Genomic DNA, 22,831 nt, shown 5'->3' with positions numbered 1-22,831 from the left:
CACGGTCTTCGGCTGCGGCGGCAAGGTGGCGACCGGCTCCGGCGCGGAACCCGGCTGCAGGCGCAGCGCCTCATTGCTCCTGGCTGCTGCAAGTTCCGCATCGATCATGTTTTTCCCCTTCTCCGGCCTTCGCTTTTTGGAAAGTTACGAATTGATTCTACGGGCCGGGCGTGGCGGTCTTTTGACAATGAGCAAGTAATCCAATGTGGCAAACTCAGCCGTGGCGCAGCACCAGCACCAGCATGGTGGCGGCGGCGATCGCCACCCCATAGGGCATGCCGCCGACGCTGGGAACCGCCAGCAGTTCGCCGGTGGCCGGCGCCCCGGTCAGGCGCATGTAAAGCGGACGCAACAAGGCGCGCATATTGGCCAGGGTGGCGCGCAGCAGGCCGCGGGCCAGCACGATGGCCAGCGCCATCAGGCCGCCGATGCAGAACGCCGCCAGCGCGATTTCCAGCGCCAGCACGGGGCCGGTGAAGGCGCCGGCCATCGCCATCAGCTTGACGTCGCCGGCGGCCATGCCGCGCACACAGTAAAGGGGGAAGAACACGGCGAAGCCGACCGCGAGGCCCGCCAGGCCGGTCGACAACAGCGAAAAGGGTATGCCGGAGGCAAGATGCAGCACGGCGGCGCTCAGCAGCCCGCAGCCGATCAGGCGGTTGGGGATCTTTCGTTCCACCAGATCATGCACACTGGCTGCAAGCACCAGCGCAATCAGGAACAGGTCGAGGGAGGTCAGGGTGCTCATGGCGGTCTCAGGGGAAAAATGCCTTCCGGGCCGGGCCCAGCCCGGAAAGCTGGCGTTGGCTAAACCGTTGCGGGTCAGCCTGGGACTACAAGCTTGCCGGAGATCTGGGTGAACGCGTTCGTCAGCCCATCGCCCAGCACGTCCACGCCGATCAGCAGTGCAGTGGCAATCAGGGCCGCGATCAGGCCATACTCGATCGCGGTGACGCCATCTTCGTCATTCACGAACTGTTTCACGGCAGTGGTAATGGTGTTCATGACAACTCCTTCGCTAAAGTTCGACACAAAGCCCTGGCGCGGTTGGACAGCGGTAAGTTGCTTTCCTTGAAGATTTTTTCCGTACTTCAATTCTTGCGCCATTGAGTCCACTATATATTTCGATGCCACACGGCAATTTGACTGCGCACAAATTTTCCATGTGGAACTACTTGATGCTTTTCTGGATGCTTTGGCAACGTGTGTATCCAGAAAGATAAATTTACCGCCAGCATGTCGTCGCGCACGCACACGGCGTTAGAATCGCGCTGTAGGGCTGACGGGTGCACGCAGCAATTGCCAAATATGCAAAAAACTATTATCCTGCAATGCTGTTCTTTGGAATTGCCTGTGCTTGGCTTCTCAGTGCGCCTTTGCTAAGTTGAGGATTGGACGCGGTTATTCCTGAGCTGGGCCTAGTTGCTTGATTACATTTCTGAGAACGACATGGATTCACTTCTGAGACACATGGTGGACATGACCGGCCACCGCGATCACACGATGCTCGACATCTCGGCGATTTCGGCGGTGCAGGAACTGGCCGGCGCGCTGCAAACCCGCGTGCTCGCCATCAACACTGTCCGTGGCCAGAAGTTCGTCCGTCCCCGCGCGATGGTTGGCGCCGGCCTGCCGCCGCGCCTCTTCGACCAGCCCGACAGCGCCCAGCTGGACGAACCGCTGTCCGGCTACCCCGAGCTGGGCGCCTGCATTGCGCAGCACGAGGACAGCGTCGAAGCGATCACCGCCGACGGCAGGCGCATCCTGTGGTTGCCGATCTGGATGGGCGACAAGGTCACCACCTGCCTCGAAATCGTCCACCCGCACCCTTACTCCAGCGACACCATCCACGTCATCGGCGGCATCGTCAGTGTCTACCGCAATTTCCAGAACCTGCTCGACTACAGCGAGCGCGACTCGCTCACCGGCCTGCTCAACCGCAAGACCTTCGACGACCAGCTCAACAAGATGGTCCAGGTCACCGCCGAGCACGAACCGGCGCCGCCGCCGCTGCCGGGCCAGCCCGAGCGGCGCCAGCATGTTGATTCCGAGAAGCAATGGCTGGCGGTGGTCGACGTCGACCATTTCAAGGCGGTCAACGACAAGTTCGGCCACCTGTACGGCGACGAAGTGCTGATCCTGATCGCCAACTTGCTGCAGTCCTCGTTCCGCGCCCAGGACCGCGTGTTCCGCTTTGGCGGCGAGGAATTCGTCGTGCTGCTGCGCTCCACCTCGCTGGTCAACGCGCAAAAGATCATCGACCGCTTCCGCACCAACGTCGAGAGCTACGAGTTCCCGCAGGTGGGCCGGGTCACGGTCAGCGTGGGCTTCGTCGGCATCAGCGCCTACGAGTCGCCGGTGAACATCCTGGGACGGGCCGACCAGGCCCTGTACTACGCCAAGAGCAACGGCCGCAACCAGGCCTGCCACTACGACCAGCTGGTCTCGGGCGGCCAGCTGCAGGCGGTCGCCTCCAACGCTACGGCGGAATTTTTCTGAGTTTGGCTGGCCGCTCAGGCCAGCAGCATGAAGCGCATCGGGTCGACGTTCCACTTCTGCGGCGATTCGTGGCGCACGATCTTGTCGCCGCCGCCGAAGCCGAGCGCGCGCGACAGGTCGACCGTCTCCGGCCTGATATAGGCGTTTTGTTTGGTGTGGAAGAACACGTTGACCTTCGGCGCCAGCAGATTGGTTTCGTGCGCCTCGATGACCACGCCAAGCCGCCCCGATTCCAGCATCACCATGGTGCCGACCGGGTAGATCCCGACGCAGCGCATGAACTCCTGCACGAACACCGGGTTGAAGTGGAACTTGCTCCACTCGTAGATCTTGCGCAGCGCTTCCGCCGCCGACATGCCCTTGTGGTAGCAGCGGTCGGCGGTGATGGCGTCGTACACGTCGACGATCGCCGCCATCTGGACCAGCTCGCTGATCGCGGCGCCGGCCTGCTTGCCGGGATAGCCGCTGCCGTCGTGGCGCTCATGGTGGTGCAGCGTGATGTCGAGCGGGATCTGGCCGATTTCGGGCGACTTGCGCAGGATGTCGTAGCCGTCCTTCGGGTGCTTGCGGATGATGTCGAATTCTTCATCGGTCAGGCTGCCCGGCTTGTTCAGGATCGCGTCCGGCACCAGCGCCTTGCCGGTATCGTGCAGCAGCCCGCCCAAACCGGCCTGGTAAGTGGTTTCCGCATCCAGCCCGCGCGCGCGGCAGAACGACACCAGCAGCGCGCACACGCTGACCGAATGCAGGAAGGTGTAGTCGTCCTTGTTCTTGATGCGCAGCAGGCCGACCAGCGCGCCCGGATTGCGCAGGATCGATTCGGTAATGTCCTGCACCACCGGCGCCACCCGGTCGACCTCGATCGCCTTGCCCAGGCGCGCGTCCTGCATCACGCTGCGCACCATCGCCGCCGCCTGCTGGCGGATCTCGGCCGCGCGGCGCAGCTCCTCGCCCAGCGACGTGCGGGCGACGACCGCCGGCCTGGCCGCGATCTCGGCCAGCGCGGCCTCGGTACGCGCCGCCGTTTCCTCCACGGTGGGCGCATCCGCGACGTCGAGCCCGCGCGAAACGTCGATCACGACGTCGTGAATGCCCGCATCGACGATCTTGCGAATCTCGTCCTGGGTGCGCAGCAGCAGCTTGTTGCGCACGAAGGGATGGGTCATCCAGTCACAGCTCAGGTCATGGATGAACATCCCGACCTTCAATTGCGAGGCGTCGACATTTTTGAGCATAGTGGCAGGTAGGCGTGGTCTAATCCCGCAAACCGGGTGGTGAATCGAGTATATCGCTTCTGTTTCATCGTGGCGTTTCTTTCAGGCATTTAAATTGCATTTTTGAAATTTCTTTTGGGTTTACGCAACATGGAATTACGCCAACTCCGGTACTTCGTCGCGATTGTCGACCATGGCTCGCTGTCGCGCGCGGCACTGGTGCTGCATGTCGCCCAGCCGGCCCTGACCCAGCAGCTGCGCCAGCTCGAGGATGAGCTCGGCGCCCGGCTGCTGCACCGTTCGGCGCAAGGGGTGTTGTGCACCGACGCCGGCAAGGTGTTCTACGAGCATGCCCAGGCGATCCTGAAACAGGTGGCCGACGCCCGCTCGGCCGTCACCCAGTCGACCACGCGCCCGTCCGGCAGCGTCACCCTCGGCCTGCCGCACAGCATCTCGGGCGCGCTGGCGCTGCCGCTGCTGATGGCCACCCGCGAGCACTACCCCGAGATCACGCTGCAGCTGACCGAGGAACTGTCCGGCAACCTGTCCGAACAACTCAGGTCTGGCCGCATCAACCTGGCCGTGCTGTTCGACGACGGCCAGCTCGGCGCCTTCACCAGCACCCCGCTGATCGAGGAAGACCTGATGTTCATCTGCCGCGCCGGCTCGGCCCTGGACCCCGGCGGCGCCAGCGTCGCGTTTGCCGACGCGCTCGGGCGCACCCTGATCCTGCCCGCCCAGCAGCAGGGCGTGCGACCGCGCATCGAAAACGCCGCCCACGCGGCCGGCCTGGCGCTGGCCAACGTCATCGAGATCAACTCGATCGCCATCCTCAAGTCGGCCCTGCTGGCCGACATGGGCGCCACCCTGCTGCCGGCCGCGCCGCTGCAGGACCAGGTCGAAAGCGGCGCCCTGGTGGCGCGCCCCATCCACAGCCCGGCGCTGGCGCGCAGCGTCACCCTGTGCGCCTCGAAGAACATCCCGCTGACCAACGCCGCCGCCGCGGTCGGCCGGCTGGTGCACCAGGTCGCGCGCGACTTGTGCGAACGGGGCGCATGGCGCGGCGCCCACCTGCCCAAATAAGCGGCAGCGCAACAAGCCCCATCATAAATTCTTATACCCCCATCCCGAAAGCCTATTTCCCTACCGCGGGGAAGGTCATTACACTCGCGCACTGGCCGTGATTCCGCCCACGGAAACGGCCGGCAAGTCCGCTAACAGCGGCACCCTCCCCGGCAGGACCGGCGCTTACCCGGCGCCACTCCTGCCCGAGAATTCTGAATTACCATTTTGGAGCCTCACATGCCAGACGACACCTCGGCGATCGCGCCTGCCGCGCAGGAAATCGCATCCCGCCTGACCACGGTCACCCTCGACGACAAGTACACCGCCACCACCGGGAACATCTTCCTGTCCGGCATCCAGGCGCTGGTGCGCCTGCCGATGATGCAGCGCGTGCGCGACGCCGCCGAAGGCCTGAACACCGCTGGTTTCGTGTCCGGCTACCGCGGCTCCCCGCTGGGCGGCCTCGATGAAAACCTGTGGAAGGCGAAGAAGCACCTCGAAGCCCACCATGTGCAGTTCGTCCCCGGCGTCAACGAAGACCTGGCCGCGACCGCGGTGTGGGGTTCGCAGCAGGTCGACCTGATCGGCCCGGCGAAATACGACGGCGTGTTCGCCATGTGGTACGGCAAAGGCCCTGGCGTGGACCGCTGCGGCGACGTCTTCAAGCACATGAACCATGCCGGCACCTCGAAGCACGGCGGCGTGCTGCTGGTGGCCGGCGACGACCACGGCGCCTATTCGTCGACCCTGCCGCACCAGTCCGACCACCTGTTCTCGGCCTCGATGATCCCGGTCCTGTATCCATGCAATGTGCAGGAATACCTCGACCTCGGCATCCACGGCTGGGCCATGTCGCGCTTCTCCGGCTGCACCGTCGCCTTCAAGGCGCTGGCCGACACGGTCGAATCGTCGGCCTCGATCGACGCCGACCCGTTCCGCGTCACCGTCAAGATCCCGCAGGACTTCCAGATGCCGGAAGGCGGCCTGAATGCACGCCTGTCCAGCATCCCGCTGGGCCAGCAGGCGCGCAACCAGGAAGCGCTGATGCAGGACTACAAGATCTACGCGGCGCTGGCCTATGCGCGCGAGAACAAGCTCAATCACGTCACCATCGACAGCCCTGACGCCAAGCTTGGCATCATCGCCTCCGGCAAGTCCTACCTCGACGTGCTGGAAGCGCTGGCCGACCTCGGCATCGACGAGAAGATGGCCCGGGAAGTGGGTCTGCGCCTGTTCAAGGTGGCGATGCCATGGCCGCTGGAACCGGACAGCGTGCGCGAATTCGCCCAGGGCCTGGACGAGATCCTGGTGGTCGAAGAGAAGCGCCAGATCGTCGAATACCAGCTCAAGGAACAGCTGTACAACTGGCGCGACGACGTGCGTCCGCGCGTGATCGGCAAGTTCAACGAAAAAGGCGAATGGGTCGCGCCGCGCGGCGAATGGCTGCTGACCTCCAAGGCCGATTTCTCGGTATCGCAAGTGGCGCGCGTGATCGCCTCGCGCGTGGCGCGCCTGGTCACCGACGAAAAGACCTGCGACCAGATCCGCGACCGCCTGGCCTTCCTCGACGCCAAGGACGCGGTCCTCAAGAAGGCCAACAACACCCCGTTCCGCCCGGCGTTCTATTGCTCCGGCTGCCCGCACAACACCTCGACCAAGGTACCGGAAGGCAGCCTGGCGCTGGCCGGCATCGGCTGCCACGTGATGGCGACCTCGATCTACCCCGAGATGAACAAGCTGACCACCCACATGGGCGGCGAAGGCGCGCCGTGGATCGGCCAGGCCGCGTTCTCGAAGATCCCGCACGTGTTCCAGAACCTGGGCGACGGCACCTACTTCCACTCGGGCTACCTGGCGATCCGCGCGGCGGTGGCGGCGAACGTCAACATCACCTACAAGATCCTGTACAACGACGCGGTCGCGATGACCGGCGGCCAGCCGGTCGACGGCACCACCTCGGTGCCGCTGATCGCCCAGCAGATGGCGGCCGAGGGCATCAAGCGCATCGCGCTGGTGACCGAAGACCTGTCGCGCTACAGCGACCGTTCCAGCCTGCCCGCGATCGTCACCCTGCACGACCGCAAGGAGATGGACGCGATCCAGCGCGAATTGCGCGATATCGAAGGCGTCTCGGTCATCATCTACGACCAGACCTGCGCCGCCGAGAAGCGCCGCCGCCGCAAGAAGGGCCAGTTCCCCGACCCTAACAAGCGCGTGGTCATCAACGACGCCGTCTGCGAAGGCTGCGGCGACTGCGGCGTGCAGTCGAACTGCGTGTCGATCCTGCCGAAGGAAACCGAATTCGGCCGCAAGCGCACCATCGACCAATCTTCCTGCAACAAGGACTTCTCATGCACCAAGGGCTTCTGCCCGAGCTTCGTCACGGTCGAAGGCGGCACCGTGAAGAAATCGAAGACCGGCGTGGCCAAGAACAACGAGGACGACGGCTTCGGCGCGTTGCCGCTGCCGGCGCTGCCGTCGGTCGAACAGCCGTACAACATCCTGATCAACGGCATCGGCGGCACCGGCGTAATCACCGTCGGCGCGTTGATGGGCATGGCCGCCCACCTCGAAGGCAAGGGCGCCTCGGTGCTGGACATGACCGGCATGTCGCAGAAAAACGGCTCGGTCACCTCGCACGTCAAGGTCGCCAAGACCCCGGCCCACCTGCGCGCGCAGCGCATCGCCACCGGCGAAGCGGACCTGATCCTCGGCTGCGACATGCTGACTGCCGGCGCGCAGGACGCGATTTCGAAGATGCGTCCGGGCCGCACCATGGCCGTCATCAACCTGCACGAGCAGCCGCCCGGCACCTTCGCGCAGAACGCCGACTGGCAGTTCCCGGCCGCCCAGGTGCGCGCGCTGATCAACGAATCGGTTGGCGCACCTGCAATCGATGCGGCCGACTTCATCGACGCCACCAAGCTGGCGACCGCGCTGATGGGCGACTCGATCGCCGCCAACCTGTTCATGCTCGGTTACGCATGGCAGAAGGGCCGCATTCCGCTGAACGAAGCGTCGCTGCTGCGCGCGATCGAACTGAATGGCGTCGGCATCGAATCGAACAAGCGCAGCTTCCTGTGGGGCCGCCGCGCGGCGGTGGACCTGAAGAAGGTCGAGCGCATCTGCACGCCGACGCAAGCCATCGTCGTGCAGATGCCGCAGAGCCTGGACAGCATCATCAGGAAGCGCGTCGAGTTCCTGACCGCCTACCAGGACGCTGCCTATGCGGAGCAGTACGTGCAGCTGGTGTCGAAGGTGCGCGACGCGGAAGCGGCGCAGGGCCTGGGCAGCAAGCTGGCTACCGCGGTGGCGAAGTACTACTTCAAGCTGATGGCCTACAAGGACGAATACGAAGTGGCGCGCCTGTACACCGACGGCCGCTTCGTCGAGCAGCTCAAGTCGCAGTTCGACGGCGACTTCTCGCTCAAGTTCCACCTTGCCCCGCCGCTGCTGGCGAAGAAGGACGGCAAGGGCCACCTGGTCAAGGCGCAATTCGGTTCGTGGATGTGGAGCGCGTTCAAGCTGCTGGCCAAATTCAAGGGCCTGCGCGGCGGCGTCTTCGACATCTTCGGCTACACCGAAGAGCGCAGGATGGAGCGCGCGCTTATCGGTGAATACCGTGAGATGATTGACGCCCTGGTGGCTGCGCTGGATGCGGGCAACCACGCGAAGGCGGTCGAGCTGGCGAACCTGCCGGAACAGATCCGCGGCTTCGGGCATGTGAAGGAAAAGGCGGTTGCCAACTTCCGCACGGAAAAAGCTCGCTTGCTGGCTGGCAACATCAACCAGCAGGTAGCGTAAGACCCGTAGGGCGGATAAGCGTGGCTGCCGCCGAGGCCGCATCCGCCGCTTTTTTCCCTCTGCTTGACGTTAACGTAAACGTCATATACCGTACCAGAACGATATCGCAAGGAACATCAATGAACGACCAGACCCCTGCCGCCAAGCTGGCCAATCCCGACCAGCCAAAACTGTCCAACAAGGTGCGCTTCGTCACGGCGGCTTCGCTGTTCGACGGCCACGACGCATCGATCAACATCATGCGCCGCATCCTGCAGTCGAACGGCGTCGAAGTGGTCCACCTCGGCCACAACCGCTCGGTCGACGAAGTCGTCACCGCCGCGCTGGCCGAAGACGTGCAGGGCATCGCCATCTCCAGCTACCAGGGCGGCCACGTCGAATACTTCAAGTACATGATCGACCTGCTGCGCGAGCGCGGCGGCGCCCACATCAAGGTGTTCGGCGGCGGCGGCGGCGTGATCGTCCCGTCCGAAATCGCCGAACTGCACGCCTACGGCGTCACCCGCATCTTCAGCCCGCAGGACGGCCAGCACATGGGCCTGGTCGGCATGATCCAGTCGATGGTGCGGGCCTGCGACATCGACCTGTCGGACTACTCTCCAACCTCGCTGGCGCCGCTGCAAACCGGCGACGTGGCTTCGCGCCACCGCCCGCTGGCCCAGCTGATCACCGCGCTGGAAAACGGCAAGGCGGCGGACTCGCTGCGCAAGGAAATCATTGAGGCGGCCGAAGGCCTGCACGTCCCCGTGCTGGGCATCACCGGCACCGGCGGCGCCGGCAAGTCGTCGCTGACCGATGAACTGATCCGCCGCATCCGCCTCGACCAGGGCGACGCGCTGAACATCGCGGTGATCTCGATCGACCCATCGCGCCGCAAGTCCGGCGGCGCGCTGCTGGGCGACCGCATCCGCATGAACGCGATCAACCCATGGAACAGCCAGACGCGCGTGTTCATGCGCTCGCTCGCGACCCGCGAAGCCGGCTCGGAAATCTCGCAGGCGCTGCCCGACGTGATCGCAGCCTGCAAGGTGGCGGGCTTCGACCTGGTGATCGTCGAGACCTCCGGCATCGGCCAGGGCGACGCCGCCATCGTGCCGCACGTCGACCTGTCGATGTACGTGATGACGCCGGAATTCGGCGCCGCCTCGCAGCTGGAAAAAATCGACATGCTCGATTTCGCCGACCTCATCGCCATCAACAAGTTCGACCGCAAGGGCGCGCAGGATGCGCTGCGCGACGTCGCCAAGCAGTACCAGCGCAACCGCGAACTGTGGAGCCAGAGCCCGGACCAGATGCCGGTCTACGGTACCCAGGCATCGCGCTTCAACGACGACGGCGTCACCGCGCTGTACCAGGGCCTGCTGCCGAAGCTTGCCGGATTCGGCCTGAAGACCAGCGCCAGCAAGCTGGCCGCGCTGTCGATCCGCCACTCGAGCGGCAAGAACGTGATCGTGCCCCCAAGCAGGGCGCGCTACCTGGCCGAGATCTCCGACACCGTGCGCGGCTATCACAAGAACACCCGGAAGCAGGTGACGCTGGCGCGCGAACGCCAGCAGCTGTCGGAGTCGAAGCGCATGTTGGCCGCCGCCGGCAAGGGCGCGGACTTCGACGACCTGATCCTCGAGCGCGATCACGCGATGGATAGCGGCGCCAGGAAGCTGCTGGCGATGTGGCCCGACATGCAGGCCGCCTACTCGGGCGACGACTACGTCGTCAAGATCCGCGACAAGGAAATCCGCACCCAGCTGGTCCAGCGCACCTTGTCCGGCACCGCGATCCGCAAGGTGGCGCTGCCGAAGTACGAAGACCACGGCGAAGTGCTGCGCTTCCTGATGCTGGAAAACGTGCCGGGCTCGTTCCCGTACACCGCCGGCGTGTTCGCGTTCAAGCGCGAGGGCGAAGACCCGACCCGCATGTTCGCCGGCGAAGGCGACGCCTTCCGCACCAACCGCCGCTTCAAGCTGGTCTCGACCGGCATGGACGCCAAGCGCCTGTCGACCGCGTTCGACTCGGTGACCCTGTACGGCGCCGACCCGGCGATCCGTCCCGACATCTACGGCAAGGTCGGCAATTCGGGCGTGTCGATCGCCACCCTGGACGACATGAAGGTGCTGTACGACGGCTTCAACCTGTGCAGCCCGTCGACCAGTGTGTCGATGACCATCAACGGCCCTGCCCCGACCATCCTGGCGATGTTCATGAACACCGCCATCGACCAGCAGATCGACAAGTTCATCGAAGAGAACAAGCGCCAGCCGACCGACGACGAAGCGGCCAAGATCCGCGAATGGGTGCTGGCCAACGTGCGCGGCACGGTGCAGGCCGACATCCTGAAGGAAGACCAGGGCCAGAACACCTGCATCTTCTCGACCGAGTTCTCGCTGAAGGTCATGGGCGACATCCAGGAATACTTCGTGCACCAGCAGGTGCGCAACTTCTACTCGGTGTCGATCTCCGGCTACCACATCGCCGAAGCGGGCGCGAACCCGATCTCGCAGCTGGCGTTCACGCTGTCGAACGGCTTCACCTTCGTGGAAGCCTACCTCGCGCGCGGCATGCACATCGACGACTTCGCGCCCAACCTGTCGTTCTTCTTCAGTAACGGCATGGACCCGGAATACACGGTGCTGGGCCGCGTGGCGCGCCGCATCTGGGCCATCACGATGCGCGACAAGTACGGCGCCAACGAGCGCAGCCAGAAGCTGAAGTACCACGTCCAGACTTCGGGCCGCTCGCTGCACGCGCAGGAGATCGACTTCAACGACATCCGCACCACGCTGCAGGCGCTGATCGCGATCTACGACAACTGCAACAGCCTGCACACCAACGCCTACGACGAGGCGATCACCACGCCGACCGACGAGTCGGTGCGCAGGGCATTGGCAATTCAATTGATCATCAACCGCGAATGGGGCCTGGCCAAGAACGAGAACCCGAACCAGGGCTCGTTCATCATCGACGAACTGACCGACATGGTCGAGGAAGCGGTGCTGCAGGAATTCGAGCGCATCGCCGAGCGCGGCGGCGTGCTGGGCGCGATGGAAACCGGCTACCAGCGCGGCAAGATCCAGGAAGAGTCGATGCTGTACGAGCACAAGAAACACGACGGCTCGCTCCCTATCATCGGCGTCAACACCTTCCGCAACCCGAAGGCCAGCGAGACCCCGGCCACCATCGAGCTGGCGCGTTCGACCGACGACGAAAAGCAGTCGCAGCTGACCCGCCTGGAGGAATTCCACCAGCGCCACGCGGCGGAAGCTCCGCAGGCACTGGCGGCATTGCAGCAGGCGGCGATCGACAACGCCAACGTGTTCGAGAAGCTGATGGACGCGGTGCGCGTCTGCTCGCTCGGCCAGATCACCACCGCGCTGTTCGAGGTGGGCGGGCAGTACCGCCGCAATATGTAAGCAGCCGGAATGCCGTCAGCCGAAGCGCACCGCGTAGGCTGGCGGCAGGTTCCCTGCCAGCGCCTGCCAGCTGTCGCCGGCGTCAATCGAGCTCCACACGTTGCCGCTGGTCGAGGCCATCAGCAAACTCTTCCCGTCTTCATCCACCGCCAGCCCATGGCGGTACACCAGGTCGTAGCAGTGTTCCTGCGGCAGTCCCGCGCGCAGCACGTCGAAGGTCTTGCCGCCGTCCCTGGTGCGGGTCACCGACATCGCAGCGCCGACCGGCACGCGGCGCTGGTCGGCTTCGGCCGGCGCGAACCATGCCGTATTGCCGTCCCGCGGGTGGGCCGCCACCGCGAACCCGAAATTCGACACCGGCACTCCCGTGATCTCGGCCCAGTTGCGGCCGCCGTTTTCCGAACGCCACATGCCGCAATGGTGCTGGCACCAGACCACGTCCGGACTGCCCTCCGAACGCGCCAGCCGGTGCGGATCCTGCACCGCCTCGTTTTCGTTCATCTCGGGCGGCATGTAGTCTGCGCGCATGCCGGTCGAGGACACGGTCCAGGTCGCGCCGCCGTCCGTGCTGCGCCAGGCGCCGCCGCAGGACACGCCGACCAGGATGTTCTTGCTGTCGCGCGGATCGACGCAGATGCTGTGGATGCCCGGTACGTCATAACCTCCGCCGAACCAGCCGGCGCGCTCCGGAGCGTCCCACAGCGCGCGCACCAGCTGCCACGAGTCGCCGCGGTCGGTGGATTTGAACAGGCCACCCGGCAAGGTACCGGCCCACAGCACGCCCGGTTCATCCGCGCCGCCGGTTTCCAGCGCCCAGATCAGTTTGTTGGTCCACTCGACCGTGTCGGTGCTGTCGTCCGGCTTGGCCGGGTAGGCCGGCGCGGCGATTTCGGTCCAGGCCTCGCTGCCGGCGTCCTTGCGATGCAGCTTGACGCCGAAATGGCCCAGGTTGAGCGCCGCGTACGTGCTGCCGTCGCGCGGGTCGGCCAGCGCGATCGATACCGGCTCGCCCAGGAAGTGGACCGGGCCGATATCCCAGCCGCCGCCGTTGCGATGCAATTCGAACAGGCCCTTGCGGGTCGAAAGCAGCGCGCGCTCGCTCATGTCATCCTCCGGAAAGTGCTTGCAGTATGTAGACCATACTGTCGTTTTTTAAGGGATCGTCCAGCCGCGTGCGGTCGACCACACGGCGGCCGTCGATGAAGATCGCCACGTTCTCGCGCAGGTGGCCCTGGTCGTCCAGCACATAGCCGCGCAGCAGGGCGTTGCCTTCGAAAGTGGCGTCGAGGGCGTCGCGCAACCGGCCGGCGGCAGTTTCCACTGTCGGCACCGGGATGAAACGCGCGAGCTGCTGGGTAAAGACAAGGCGGGCCATGGCATGGTGGGCTGCTGGAGAGAGACTGATTGTAGCCCGGAGACCTTGCCCTGTCGTCATCTTTTGCCTCGGTTTCGCAGCGACGCAACGGCCCAACTCAGCATGCGACTATCTGCTTACAATAAAGCCAGGCAAACCACAGGAGCCGCAGCATGCCGATCAAACCTGAAGAACTCGCCGCCTTGATGCTGGAAGTCGAGAAGGAAGACCCGATCGACTTCGCCGACCTGCCCTTCCGCGACGACGAACTGCGCGCGCTGGTGGCAAACCACCTGTGTGAGATGGCGGCGGCGATGGAGAAGTTCAGTGCCGAGGACAAGCTGATGACGCTGCTCGCGGTGTCCGCCAAGCTGGTGCTGGAAAACCTGGTGCTCAACGTGCAGCTGCTGCGCCGGCATGGCCTTCCGGTGAGCGAAAGCGTGGAGAGTCTGCTGGGAAGGTTGCGCAAGCCCGATGGCGGGCGCTAGCGGCGGAAGCTGAAGCGGAACTTGCGCCGGATGGCAGCCGGCTCAAGCTCGATGACGGTCGCCACGCGCTGCCAGCCGGCCCGCGTAAAGGCGCGGATCGAGGGCGTATTCGAGTGCCAGATGCGGGCGTAGTTGCGTTCGAACCCGTGCGCGCCCATTGCCTTGCCCGATTCCGCGACCAGTGTCGTGGCCACCTCGCGCCCCCGCATCTCGGGCAGCGTCATGATGTGGACCAGTTTCGCCTGGCGCGCTTCCAGCGGCCAGAAATTGCGCTTCAGGTAACGGCCGCCATACCAGTAAAAGCACACCCCGACGATGCGGCTGCCATCGAAACAGGCAAAGGCGCGCGCTTCTTCCCCCAGATAGCCGGACTGCTCGGCGATCTGCGCATCGCTGCTCGCCGCCAGTTCGGCCACCCCCACCTCGCGCACCGAAAACGCCGCGCTGCGTTCGCTGCGGGGAGGAACTTCAGCGGCGGTGCCGCAGGCATAAATATCGTAGATCGAATACTCGCGGAACAGCAAGTGCAGGACCTTCTTTGCCATTTGCTTCATCGTGGCCCTGCACCTATTGCGAAAAGCGCAACACGCGCTTCAGCCTGGACTTCAGGCCGTAACGCGTCAGGACGGCGCCGCTCCAGGCGGAGAAGCGGTCCATCGCCGCGTGCGCATACAGGATCGCGGCGTTGCGCAGGCCACGCCGGACGAAGTAGACATTCGCGCAATGCCGCTGGTGGGTGGAGAACAAGCGCTTGTGGTCGGACGAGCCCTCGGTAAAGTCGAAGTAGAGGAATTTCCCTTCCTCGAACAACTGCTGGACCGCCATCCACTGCAAGACCAGGCCGACCGACTTGTCCATGTACTCCGGATCGTAGCCGACATAGGAATAACTGAGCACGCCATCCGTCACCGGACAGTAGAGGTAGGAGACCGGCCGTGCGCCGTCGAACAGGATATAGGCGCGCACCCGGCCTGCCGCCGCCCAGCGCTCCGCTTCGCGCAGGAATTCTTCCGAATCGGGCAGGCCGGCGTCGAGCAGGCGCTCCTGGTAAGTCAGTTTCGATACCTGGCGCGCGAGCTGGAAGTACTCGCGCATTTGTTCCGGCTCTTTGTAGAGCCGCCAGTTCAGGGCGCCGCCGCAATGGTCGGCGAATTTCTTGACCTTGCGGTTGACCGTCGACCGGGTCTTGGACGAAAATTTCTTCTGGTATTCCTCGAAGGTCTGGCGCAGGTCGATGTGGCAGTGCTGGTACTGCTGGGGTACATAGCGCAGGTACCCACCGACGCGGGTGAGCACCTCCAGCGGCCCGCACACCGGCATCCCGCGGACGACAAAGCCCTCGCTGCCTTCCAGCAGCGCATCGCCTGGAACGCCGGGCGACGCCACCGCCTCGATATTGTCGACCAGGCTCTCCGCGCGCATCTGCAGCGTAATTTCCAGACTGAACAGGGTCAGGTCGCTGAGCTGGAACTTGAAAGGCACGCGCCGGCGATCCCAGTCGCTCATGCGAACCTCCGGACCAGTTGTTCGGCGATGCGCCCGCCGGTACGCCAGAGTGGCGACGCCAGCAGGGGCGGCTGCACGGCGGCGCGCGGCGGAACCAGGCCATCGAAGCCACAGGTGCGGAACGAGTCGCGGTTCCTGTTGAGGAATGCGCACAGCTTGTCGAAGCGCTTGACGACGATGTCGTCGCGACGGTCCATGCGCGCGTTCAGCAGTTCGAAACTGTGGGACAGGATGACGAACGACGACCGCCCTGCTTCCAGCGCCTGCCACAACAAGCCTTCGAGCTCGGCATAGGAGCATGCCGTCAACTGGGCATGGCGCTGCCTACCGGTTCCTTCCTTAAAGACCGTCATCGGATATTCCCAAACCCCGGCGCATTCGAACGGTTCGCTGGCGACCTGCCCCGGCAGCAGACCGCTGTCGAGGCCGAACGTGGTGGCGTTGTAGCTGCTGTCGAAGGCGATGCCATTGGCGGCGAGCGCGTCCATGGTGTCGCGGTTGAAGCCGAAGCTGCCCGCGCGAAAAGTGTTCGGCCGCTTGCATCCGGTCATTTCAATCATGCCGGCACCAGCCTTGATCAGGCTGGCCTGCTCGGCCAGGGAGAAGTAGCGCAGATGCTGGCGCTTTGCCTGCGCTCCGGGCAGCAAGGGCGTGCGGGCCTCGTCCACCCATTCGGTGTGCAGGTGCAGTTGCACCTCGTGTCCGGCATCGCGCACCATCCCGGTCACGTCCTGCAGCGGCTGCTGGCCGAACCGGGCGGAAAACAAGGGCTCGACAAAAAATACGCCTTTTAGCCCATGGTCGTTCAATGTTTGCAGCTGGTACGGCATGCCGTACTGCCCCGCAGGGGTCGTCCCGACGATGTACCTCGAATAGGCGGCGGGGAATTTCCGGTCGATATCCTGCCAGCCGTCGCACCATATCTCGACGTCGACGGTAAAAAAGACATTCAGCATAGGGTGCAGCCCGGGACTGCCGAGGGGCCAGGACAGCGCGCTTGCACCTCAGATGCGGATTCCCAGCCATGCTGGCGACAAAAGTTTTTCATTAGTCAATATTACTAGAGGGCTTTGCCCGTCACAAGCCGAATTCGAGGCCGCGAACGAATCCGTAACGGATGAGGGCGCACGATTGTCAAGGAAGAAAATTTGGCATTTAGAGATGCTAAAATTGCACGAAAATATGGGCTACTGCGTCTCTCGCCCGAGACCGATGCTTTGGGCGGCCGGCCCCAGACGCACGTTCAAGATTTTGTTGCGTGGCGCATACGCCCAGTATCGGCCGTAATATTGGCATCGTACAATTGACGCGATCAGAGACCAGAGGTGTCGTTTTTACATTGCTTTCCACCATTTGTTGTTTCCATTTGGCAAATTTTGTTACTATATCTGTTGAGCGGATACGGGACATGTGTTAAAGTGGAAATTATCATTATTACAAAATTCTATCTTGGAACGGAACTCGATCATGAAAGCAGATGACGTCGTCGCAGTTGTTGGACTTGGATATGTCGGGTTGCCACTAGCGGTCGAGTTTGGCAAGAAGAGCGCCACCATCGGATTCGACCTTTCCGCCAGCAAGATTGAGAGTTACCGCAAGCACATCGACCCGACCGGCGAACTGGCCACCGAGGACCTGCAGGCCGCGCATCACCTGACCGTCAGCACCGATCCCACCGTGCTCAAGGACGCCAACTACATCGTCGTCGCCGTGCCGACCCCGGTCGACATCGCGCACAACCCCGACTTCACCCCGCTCGCGGGCGCCAGCAAGACCGTCGGCCAGAACATGAAGAAAGGCGCGATCGTCATCTTCGAATCGACCGTGTACCCCGGCGCCACCGAGGAAGTCTGCATCCCCATCCTGGAACAGCACTCCGGCCTGAAATGGAAGGAAGACTTCCACGTCGGCTTCTCGCCCGAGCGCATCAACCCGGGCGACAAGGAACACATCCTGACCACGATCCTGAAAGTGGTGTCCGGCGACGACGCCGACACGCTGGACAAGATCGCCAGGCTGTACGAATCGGTGATCACCGCCGGCGTTTACCGCGCTTCCAGCATCAAGGTCGCCGAAGCGGCCAAGGTCATCGAGAACACCCAGCGCGACCTGAACATCGCGCTGATGAACGAACTGGCGATCATCTTCGACAAGATCGGCATCGATACGCTGGAAGTGCTGAAGGCAGCCGGCACCAAGTGGAACTTCCTGCCCTTCCGTCCGGGCCTGGTGGGCGGCCACTGCATCGGCGTCGATCCCTACTACCTGACCCACAAGGCCGAAATGATCGGCTACCACCCGCAGGTGATCCTGGCCGGGCGCCGCATCAACGACGGCATGGCCAAGTTCGTGGCCGAGAAGACCGTCAAGTCGATGATCGCCGCCGGCTTCCACGTCAAGGGTTCCAAGGTCAACGTCATCGGCCTGACCTTCAAGGAAAACTGCCCCGACCTGCGCAACTCGAAAGTGGCCGACATCGTCTGCGAACTGCAGTCCTACGGTTGCGACGTCCATGTCTACGACCCGGTGGCCTGCCCTGACGAAGCGATGCATGAATACGGCATCAGGCTCGACCGCTGGGAAGACCTGCCGCGCGCCGACGCCGTGGTTGCCGCGGTCGCCCACAAGGAACTGCTGGCCCGCCCGCTGGGCGACCTGCAGTCGAAGCTGAGCGAAAACGGCTGCTTTATCGACGTCAAATCGCAGTTCGACAAGAAGGCGCTGCTCGAAGCGGGCTACAGCGTCTGGCGCCTGTAAGACCAGACGCGCCCTCTTCATTCAACAAGACCGCCGGCCCAGCCGGCAGCACGCGCCGGACTGGCGTGCTGCATCAGGAAAGAAGCATACAGTGAACAGGTTCCAGGACGTTCAAGGACATTTGCGCGGGCACCGCTACCACTGGCTGGTAACGGGCGCGGCCGGCTTCATCGGCTCCAACCTCGTCGAGGGACTGCTCAAGCTGGGCCAGCGCGTGACCGGCCTCGACAACTTCGCCACCGGCCACCAGCACAATCTCGACCAGGTCAGGGAACTGGTGGGCGAGCAGGCCTGGGCCGGCTTCGACTTCATCAACGGCGACATCCGTGCAGCGGCCGACTGCGCGCGCGCCTGCGAAGGCATCGACTTCGTGCTGCACCAGGCCGCCCTTGGCTCGGTATCGCGCTCGATCGCCGACCCGGTCACCACCAACGACGTCAACGTCGGCGGCTTCCTGAACATGCTGGTCGCCGCGCGCGACGCCAGGGTGCGCCGCTTCGTCTACGCCGCGTCGAGCTCCACCTACGGCGACCACCCGGCCCTGCCCAAGGTCGAAGGCGTGATCGGCAACCCGCTGTCGCCCTATGCCGTCACCAAGTATGTCAACGAGATGTATGCCGACGTGTTCGCGCGCTGCTACGGCACCGAGGCGATCGGCCTGCGCTACTTCAACGTGTTCGGCCCGCGCCAGGACCCGCACGGCGCCTACGCCGCGGTGATCCCGCAATGGGTGGCGGCGCTGATCGAAGGGGGCGAACTGCGCATCAACGGCGACGGCGAGACCAGCCGCGATTTCTGCTTCATCGACAACGTGGTCCAGGCCAACCTGCTGGCCGCCATGGCCGCGCCGGACGCCGCCAACCAGGTCTACAACGTGGCCCTCAACGAGCGCACCAGCCTGAACCAGCTGCACCAGATGATGTGCGCGATCCTGGTCAAGCAGTTCCCGCACCTGGAAGGCCACACGCCGAACTACGTCGATTTCCGGGCTGGCGACGTGCGCCATTCGCAAGCCGACATCAGCAAGGCCGCGTCGATGCTGGGTTACGCGCCGACCCACCGCATCGATGAAGGCCTGCAGCAGGCCATGGCCTGGTATGTGCGCAACCTGGCGCCTGCGGCATGAGGCGCCGGCCGGCGGCATGAGGCGCCGCTGCCCTGCCCCGGCAGGCATCTGGAGAATAAAGTGCTAAAAATTTCGAATCACTATGTATCGAAGATCGTCTTCTTCCTGCTGTTCGTGGAAGTGCTGGTCCTGGTCGGCGCCGCCTACGCGGGCGCGGCCGTGCGCTTCCTCGGGCTGGGCGACGGCATGCCGGGCATCGACCACTTCTTCACTTCCGCCATCGCGTTCGCGGCCGCCATCATCTTCTCGATGAGCGCGATGGGCATGTACCAGCTGAACTTCGCGGAAGGCCTGCGCAATCCCTTCTTCAACAAGCTGATGCCGTCGTTCGCGATCGGCTTCATGATCCTGACCCTGCTGTTCTACGTGGCCCCGGAAATCCAGATCGGCCGCGGCATGCTGCTGGTGGTGTTCCTGATCGCCGCCGCCGGCATCCTGGTCGCGCGCACCATCTTCTTCAAGACCTCCGAACTGCGCTTCCTCGAATCGCGCATCCTGTTCCTCGGCAGCGGCGCGCTGGCCAAGGAATGCAGCGAGCTGGCGCGGCGCGACACCAATTACCACAAGTACGACATCGCCGGCTTCATCGCGATGCCGCAGGAAGAGGCGCTGGTGCCGGAGGACGAGCTGGTCAAGCTGCGCGAAGGACGCTCGCTGGCCTCGCTGGCGACCGGCAAGAACATCAAGGAAATCGTGGTCTCGGTGGAAAACCGCCGCTCCGGCTTCCCGATCCAGGAACTTCTCGACTGCAAGCTGCAGGGCATCAAGGTCACCGACGCCGCCACCTTCTTCGAACGCGAAACCTGCCAGATCCGGGTCGACTCGCTGCCGCCAAGCTGGCTGGTGTTCGGCGGCGGCTTCGACCAGGGCTTCATCCGCACCTTCATGAAGCGCGCCTTCGACCTGATCTGCTCCGGCATCATCCTGACCGTGACCTTCCCGATCATGCTGCTTACCGTGCTGCTGATCTACCTGGAAGACCGCGCCCCGGTCTTCTACCAGCAGGAACGGGTCGGCAAGGAAGGCTACACCTTCAGGGTGCTGAAGTTCCGCAGCATGCGCAGCGACGCCGAACAGGGCGGCCAGCCGCAGTGGGCGGCCCAGAACGACCCGCGCGTGACCACCGTCGGCAACTTCATCCGCAAGACCCGCATCGACGAACTGCCGCAGATCCTCAACGTGTTCAAGGGCGAAATGTCGTTTGTCGGCCCGCGCCCGGAGCGCCCTTACTTCGTCGAGCAGCTGATCGAAGTGGTCCCTTACTATAACGTGCGCCACAGCATCAAGCCGGGCATCACCGGCTGGGCCCAGGTACGCTACGGATATGGCTCATCGGCTGAAGATGCGTTGCAAAAATTGCAGTATGACCTGTATTATGTGAAGAACAACAGTTTGTTCCTTGATATCCTGATCCTGATCGATACGCTCAAGGTCGTGCTGTTCCGCAGCGGCCGCTAGCGGCGGCCGGCCGGGCCATCGGTCACCCTTTTAGAAACTGCGCTCCCGCCGCAGCCGAGATGGACGGTGCCATTTGACCAGTATCGCAACATTTAGTTACGCCACCTGCGCGGCAGCCTTCCTGCTGCTCGGGCTGCTGCTGGCAAGCAGCTGGCGCGGCCGCCCGCACAGCCGCGCGCTGGCTGCCGCCTGCACCGTGACCGCGCTGTGGGCCCTCGCCATCGCCTTGCAGGCGCCGGGCGACCACAGCTCCGACCGCTGGGTCAACAGCCTCGGCATCCTGCGCAGCGCCGCCTGGTCCGGTGTGCTGGTGCTCTTGAGCGGGAACTACCGCAAGGAAAGCGGCAAGATGCCGTTCCGTCTGCAGCCGGCGCTGGTGCTGGGCGCCGCCTTCTACCTTCTGTACCTGCTCGGCACAGCCGCCGGCCAGTGGAGCATCGGCTTTGCCAACGAACGCGCCTTCATCCCGAGCGTGGCCGCCAGCGTCGGCCTGGCCGTCCTCGGCATGCTGCTGGTCGAACAGCTGTACCGCAACAAACCGGTGCAGGAGCGCTGGGCCATCAAGTTCGCCTGCATCGGCATCGGCGGCATGTTCGCCTACGACTTCTACCTGTACAGCGACACCATGCTGTTCCGCCAGATCAACCCGGACATCTGGGCCGCGCGCGGCATCATCAACACCCTGACCGTGCCGCTGCTGGCATTCTCGATCGCGCGCAGCGCCTCATGGTCGACCGAGCTGGCGGTGTCGCGCCGGGTGATGTTCCATTCGGCCGCCCTGTTCGGCTCGGCGATCTACCTGCTGGCGATGGGTTCGGCCGGCTACTACCTGCGCTACTTCGGCGGCAGCTGGGGTACGGTGATGCAGGTGTCCTTCCTGTTCGGCGCGCTGGTGCTGCTGGTCGGCATCCTGTTCTCGGGCACCTTCCGGGCCTGGCTCAAGGTCGTCATCTCCAAGCACTTCTACACCTACAATTACGACTACCGCGAGGAATGGCTGCGCTTCACCCGCACCCTGTCCGAGCACGGCCCCGGACTCGGACAGCGCGTGATCCAGGCGGTCGGCGCCCTGGTCGAAAGCCCCGGCGGCGCGCTGTGGATCCGGCGCGAGTCGGGCCACTGCGTGCCGGCCGCGGCCTGGCATGCGGTCCTGCCCTCGGCCGAGGAACCGCTTGACTCGCCGTTCTGCTGCTTCCTCGAGCAGCGCGAATGGGTGGTCGACCTGCAGGAATACGCCCAGAACCCCGACAAGTACGATTCGGTGCCGCTGCCGGAATGGCTGGCCGGCTTCCAGCGCGGCTGGCTGGTGGTGCCGCTGATCCTGCAGGGCCGGCTGTTCGGCATGGTGGTGCTGCAGCGCCCGCGCAGCCCGATCAACCTGAACTGGGAGGTGATCGACCTGCTCAAGATCGCCGGCAGCCAGGCCGCCAGCTACCTTGCCCAGGAGGAAGCCGGCAACGCGCTGATGGTGGCGCGCCAGTTCGAATCGTTCAACCGCATGTCGACCTTCGTCGTCCACGACCTGAAGAACCTGGTGTCGCAGCTGTCGCTGCTCACTTCCAACGCCGAAAAGCACAAGGACAATCCGGAATTCCAGCGCGACATGCTGGAAACCCTGGACTTCTCGGTACAGAAGATGCGGCTGCTGCTGCAAAGGCTGGGCCGCAGCGTGGCGCCTTCGCATCCGGCGCCGCTGGCGCTCGACCATGTGCTGCGCGAGGCGGTGGCCGACAAGGCCGCCTTCGAGCCGCGTCCCTCGCTCGACATCGGCGACGCCACGCTCAAGGTGGTGGCCGACCACGAACGGCTCGAGCGCGTGCTCGGCCACCTGATCCAGAACGCGATCGAAGCGACCGCACGCAACGGCCGGATCAGCATCCGGATGGCGCGCAAGGGCGACGCCGCCGAGATCACCATCAGCGATACCGGCGAGGGCATGAGCGAGGAATTCATCCGCGACCGGCTGTTCAAGCCCTTCGAATCGACCAAGTCGGCCGGCATGGGCATCGGCGTGTTCGAAAGCCGGGAGTACATCTCGGAACTGGGCGGGGCGCTTGAAGTGACCAGCAGCCAGCCCGGCGGTACGACCTTCAAGATCATGCTGCCGCTGCACGGCGTTGAAGCCGAAACCGTTAATATCGCTGCATAAAGCA

At 64.2% G+C, this 22,831-nt stretch carries 17 protein-coding genes; 9 read left to right on the top strand and 8 right to left on the bottom strand.

Annotated elements, in window-relative coordinates:
* Positions 1 to 214: 214 nt before the first annotated feature.
* Both D3872_RS11265 and D3872_RS11260 read right to left on the bottom strand, forming a co-directional pair.
* Complete coding sequence (locus D3872_RS11265) at positions 215 to 748, bottom strand: A24 family peptidase (protein WP_119810854.1); 534 nt, start codon at positions 746 to 748, stop codon at positions 215 to 217.
* 74 nt (positions 749 to 822) lie between these two features.
* The gene (locus tag D3872_RS11260) at positions 823 to 1,005 is read right to left on the bottom strand and encodes a Flp family type IVb pilin (protein ID WP_182915778.1); all 183 of its coding nucleotides are present in this window, start codon (positions 1,003 to 1,005) and stop codon (positions 823 to 825) included.
* Between the two features lie 444 nt (positions 1,006 to 1,449).
* Between D3872_RS11260 and D3872_RS11255 the strand changes: the two genes are divergently transcribed.
* Positions 1,450 to 2,499, top strand: a complete 1,050-nt coding sequence (locus D3872_RS11255; RefSeq protein ID WP_119810853.1) for a GGDEF domain-containing protein — start codon at positions 1,450 to 1,452, stop codon at positions 2,497 to 2,499.
* A 14-nt stretch (positions 2,500 to 2,513) separates the two neighbouring features.
* Here the strand turns inward: D3872_RS11255 and D3872_RS11250 are convergent, their stop codons facing one another.
* Complete coding sequence (locus D3872_RS11250) at positions 2,514 to 3,734, bottom strand: HD-GYP domain-containing protein (RefSeq protein ID WP_119810852.1); 1,221 nt, start codon at positions 3,732 to 3,734, stop codon at positions 2,514 to 2,516.
* A gap of 129 nt (positions 3,735 to 3,863) precedes the next feature.
* Between D3872_RS11250 and D3872_RS11245 the strand changes: the two genes are divergently transcribed.
* The 3 genes from D3872_RS11245 (at position 3,864) to icmF (ending at position 11,989) form a co-directional block, all read left to right on the top strand.
* A complete protein-coding gene (locus D3872_RS11245) occupies positions 3,864 to 4,796 on the top strand; it encodes a LysR substrate-binding domain-containing protein (RefSeq protein ID WP_119810851.1) in 933 nt (310 codons plus the stop codon).
* 219 nt (positions 4,797 to 5,015) lie between these two features.
* Positions 5,016 to 8,582, top strand: a complete 3,567-nt coding sequence (locus D3872_RS11240) for an indolepyruvate ferredoxin oxidoreductase family protein (protein ID WP_119810850.1) — start codon at positions 5,016 to 5,018, stop codon at positions 8,580 to 8,582.
* 119 nt (positions 8,583 to 8,701) lie between these two features.
* The gene (gene icmF, locus D3872_RS11235; protein ID WP_119810849.1) at positions 8,702 to 11,989 is read left to right on the top strand and encodes a fused isobutyryl-CoA mutase/GTPase IcmF; all 3,288 of its coding nucleotides are present in this window, start codon (positions 8,702 to 8,704) and stop codon (positions 11,987 to 11,989) included.
* A gap of 15 nt (positions 11,990 to 12,004) precedes the next feature.
* On the opposite strand, the gene D3872_RS11230 is transcribed toward icmF, so the two are convergent.
* Together D3872_RS11230 and D3872_RS11225 are read right to left on the bottom strand one after the other, a co-directional pair.
* Positions 12,005 to 13,093, bottom strand: coding sequence for a WD40/YVTN/BNR-like repeat-containing protein (locus D3872_RS11230; protein ID WP_119810848.1), 1,089 nt, complete (start codon positions 13,091 to 13,093; stop codon positions 12,005 to 12,007).
* A gap of 1 nt (position 13,094) precedes the next feature.
* On the bottom strand, positions 13,095 to 13,364 hold the full coding sequence (locus D3872_RS11225) for a MoaD/ThiS family protein (RefSeq protein ID WP_119810847.1): 270 nt from the start codon (positions 13,362 to 13,364) through the stop codon (positions 13,095 to 13,097).
* Positions 13,365 to 13,516: 152 nt separating this feature from the next.
* Between D3872_RS11225 and D3872_RS11220 the strand changes: the two genes are divergently transcribed.
* Positions 13,517 to 13,831: a hypothetical protein gene (locus tag D3872_RS11220; protein ID WP_119810846.1), complete on the top strand. Its 315-nt coding sequence runs from the start codon at positions 13,517 to 13,519 to the stop codon at positions 13,829 to 13,831.
* Here the strand turns inward: D3872_RS11220 and D3872_RS11215 are convergent.
* From D3872_RS11215 to D3872_RS11205, 3 genes are read right to left on the bottom strand one after another with little or no spacing between them, the layout of a single operon-like run.
* A complete protein-coding gene (locus D3872_RS11215) occupies positions 13,828 to 14,376 on the bottom strand; it encodes a GNAT family N-acetyltransferase (RefSeq protein WP_182915777.1) in 549 nt (182 codons plus the stop codon). The genes D3872_RS11220 and D3872_RS11215 overlap by 4 nt on opposite strands.
* A gap of 22 nt (positions 14,377 to 14,398) precedes the next feature.
* On the bottom strand, positions 14,399 to 15,337 hold the full coding sequence (locus tag D3872_RS11210; protein ID WP_119810844.1) for a GNAT family N-acetyltransferase: 939 nt from the start codon (positions 15,335 to 15,337) through the stop codon (positions 14,399 to 14,401).
* On the bottom strand, positions 15,334 to 16,293 hold the full coding sequence (locus D3872_RS11205) for a polysaccharide deacetylase family protein (protein ID WP_119810843.1): 960 nt from the start codon (positions 16,291 to 16,293) through the stop codon (positions 15,334 to 15,336). Before D3872_RS11205 ends, D3872_RS11210 begins: the two co-directional genes overlap by 4 nt.
* A gap of 511 nt (positions 16,294 to 16,804) precedes the next feature.
* Here D3872_RS11205 and D3872_RS11200 point away from each other — a divergent pair.
* The 4 genes from D3872_RS11200 to prsK all read left to right on the top strand — a co-directional run bounded on the left by D3872_RS11200 (position 16,805) and on the right by prsK (position 22,827).
* Positions 16,805 to 18,094: a nucleotide sugar dehydrogenase gene (locus D3872_RS11200; protein ID WP_119810857.1), complete on the top strand. Its 1,290-nt coding sequence runs from the start codon at positions 16,805 to 16,807 to the stop codon at positions 18,092 to 18,094.
* Between the two features lie 91 nt (positions 18,095 to 18,185).
* Entirely contained in the window at positions 18,186 to 19,220 is a 1,035-nt protein-coding gene (locus D3872_RS11195; protein WP_119810842.1) for an SDR family oxidoreductase, read from the top strand.
* A 60-nt stretch (positions 19,221 to 19,280) separates the two neighbouring features.
* Positions 19,281 to 20,678, top strand: a complete 1,398-nt coding sequence (locus tag D3872_RS11190) for a TIGR03013 family XrtA/PEP-CTERM system glycosyltransferase (protein ID WP_182915776.1) — start codon at positions 19,281 to 19,283, stop codon at positions 20,676 to 20,678.
* Between the two features lie 73 nt (positions 20,679 to 20,751).
* Positions 20,752 to 22,827, top strand: a complete 2,076-nt coding sequence (prsK, locus tag D3872_RS11185) for an XrtA/PEP-CTERM system histidine kinase PrsK (RefSeq protein WP_119810841.1) — start codon at positions 20,752 to 20,754, stop codon at positions 22,825 to 22,827.
* The last annotated feature ends 4 nt before the right edge of the window (positions 22,828 to 22,831 follow it).

Source organism: Massilia cavernae, from assembly GCF_003590855.1.
Classification (GTDB): Bacteria; Pseudomonadota; Gammaproteobacteria; order Burkholderiales; family Burkholderiaceae_D; genus Telluria_A; species Telluria_A cavernae.
Note: the sequence above shows the minus strand (reverse complement) of the source record. Positions and strands in the feature narration are given on the sequence as shown.